This window comes from Clostridium sp. AF34-10BH, assembly GCF_003478095.1.
GTDB lineage: Bacteria > Bacillota > Clostridia > Lachnospirales > Lachnospiraceae > Acetatifactor > Acetatifactor acetigignens.
On record NZ_QUEC01000066.1, the window covers coordinates 1 to 1,962 of the forward strand.

Genomic DNA, 1,962 nt, shown 5'->3' on the forward strand with positions numbered 1-1,962 from the left:
CATAACTTGTTTGTGCCTTGAGCGAAGCGAAAGGAATGACAAAAACTATGACATTACAAAAAGTACTCAGTCGTGTCAGACAGGCCGTAGAGGATTATCATATGATAGAGGAAGGCGACCGGATCGCCGTGGGGATCTCCGGTGGCAAAGATAGTCTTACTCTTCTGCTGGCACTCAATGAATTAAGAAAATTTTATCCGCAGAAGTTCAGCATTTATGCCGTAACCGTGAATCTGGGATTTCAGAATCTGGATCTGAACGAGATCCGGGCACTCTGTGCCTCCCATGAGATTCCTTACACCGTAGTAGAAACTTCTATCGCCAAAATCGTGTTTGAAGACCGCAGGGAAAATAATCCCTGTTCTCTCTGTGCCAAAATGCGTAAAGGCGCTCTGAATGACGCCATAAAGGATCTGGGCTGCAATAAGATTGCCTATGCCCATCACGAGGATGATGTTGTGGAGACCATGATGCTCTCCCTCTTTTACGAGGGACGTCTGCATACCTTTTCCCCGGTAACGCATCTGGACAAAACCGGACTGACGGTGATCCGGCCGCTAATCTATATGCGGGAAGCCGAGGTCATCGGCTTCGTGAACAAATATCAGGTTCCCGTGGTCAAAAGTCCCTGTCCCGCAGACGGACATACCAAGCGGGAATACATAAAAGAATTATTACAACAGATTCATCGGGAAAATCCCGGTGTCAGGGATCGTATTTTCACCGCGATCCAACGAGGAAATATGGAAGGTTGGTCAGATTACTTTGGCAGTCATTAACGAAGAAAATTATCACGATGAACAGAATAAAAACAATATCTTAAAACTCCGCAAGGTTCTGGATACGCTCCCCAGCTTCTGCAGAGATTTTTTCCGTGGAATTGAGCCTTATACTTCCACCAGAACAAGACTGGCTTATGCCTATGATATTCGACTTTTCTTTGAATTTCTCCATGAGAAAAACAGTTATTGCCATAAAATGGAGATTACTGAATTTCCCCTTTCCGTTCTGGATATGGTACAGCGGACGGATATCGAAGAATATCTGGACTATATGAGCCTGTATCAGAAGGATGGGAAAAATATTACGAACGAGGAACGGGGAAAGGCAAGAAAACTGGCTGCTCTTCGAAGCTTCTATAATTACTATTTTCAGAGCGAACGTATCGAGAAAAACACAGCGGCACTGGTTCCTCTGCCGAAGCGTCATGAAAAAGAGATCATCCGTCTGGAACCCAATGAGGTGGCTATTCTGTTAGATCAGGTGGAGGACGGCACCAAGCTGACCAAAAAGGAACTGGAATACCACAAGAAAACAAAGCTCCGGGATGTTGCCCTCCTGACGCTTCTGTTGGGAACCGGCATCCGTGTATCGGAATGTGTAGGTCTGGATATTAACGACGTGGATTTCAATAACGGCGGCATCAAGATCCGGAGAAAAGGTGGTTATGAAGCAATCGTCTACTTCGGCGATGAAGTAGAAACCGCTCTGCTCGACTATCTGGAGCAAAGGGAACATATCATTCCAGCCGAAGGACATGAGAATGCTCTGTTCCTGTCCCTGCAGAGTCGCCGGATGGCCGTCCGCTCCGTAGAGAATCTGGTAAAAAAATATGCCTCCCGGGTAACCACCTTAAAGAAAATCACGCCCCATAAACTACGCAGTACCTACGGTACCGAACTCTATAAAGAAACCAGGGATATCTATCTGGTAGCAGATGTTCTGGGTCATAAAGATGTAAATACCACAAGAAAACACTATGCCGCACTGGAAGAACAACGCCGTCGGCAGGCCGCCAATGCTTTTCATCTACGGGAACACAGCAATAGACATTCGGACCAGCCGGACAAATGACAATTAGAAAAGATACCCAACACTTTTGGTGTATTAGGTTAATCATCTCTGCATAAAATGGAAAGTTAGTTAAATACATTGGCAAAATCCACGAACTCCCGGAGCATG

2 protein-coding genes are annotated in these 1,962 nt (G+C 45.8%); both read left to right on the forward strand.

The annotated features are described in order from the left end of the window. Window positions 1-47: 47 nt before the first annotated feature. Window positions 48-779, forward strand: coding sequence for an ATP-binding protein (locus DWZ61_RS19345; RefSeq protein WP_118540112.1), 732 nt, complete (start codon window positions 48-50; stop codon window positions 777-779). Continuing rightward, window positions 775-1,854 carry a tyrosine-type recombinase/integrase gene (locus DWZ61_RS19350; protein ID WP_118505228.1) on the forward strand — a complete coding sequence of 360 codons (1,080 nt, stop codon included), beginning with the start codon at window positions 775-777 and terminating at the stop codon, window positions 1,852-1,854. The genes DWZ61_RS19345 and DWZ61_RS19350 overlap by 5 nt, the downstream gene beginning before the upstream one ends. The last annotated feature ends 108 nt before the right edge of the window (window positions 1,855-1,962 follow it).

Coding starts and splice junctions, on each gene's coding strand:
- DWZ61_RS19345 (WP_118540112.1), top strand. CDS start 48: ATGACATTACAAAAAGTACTCAGTCGTGTCAGACAGGCCGTAGAGGAT.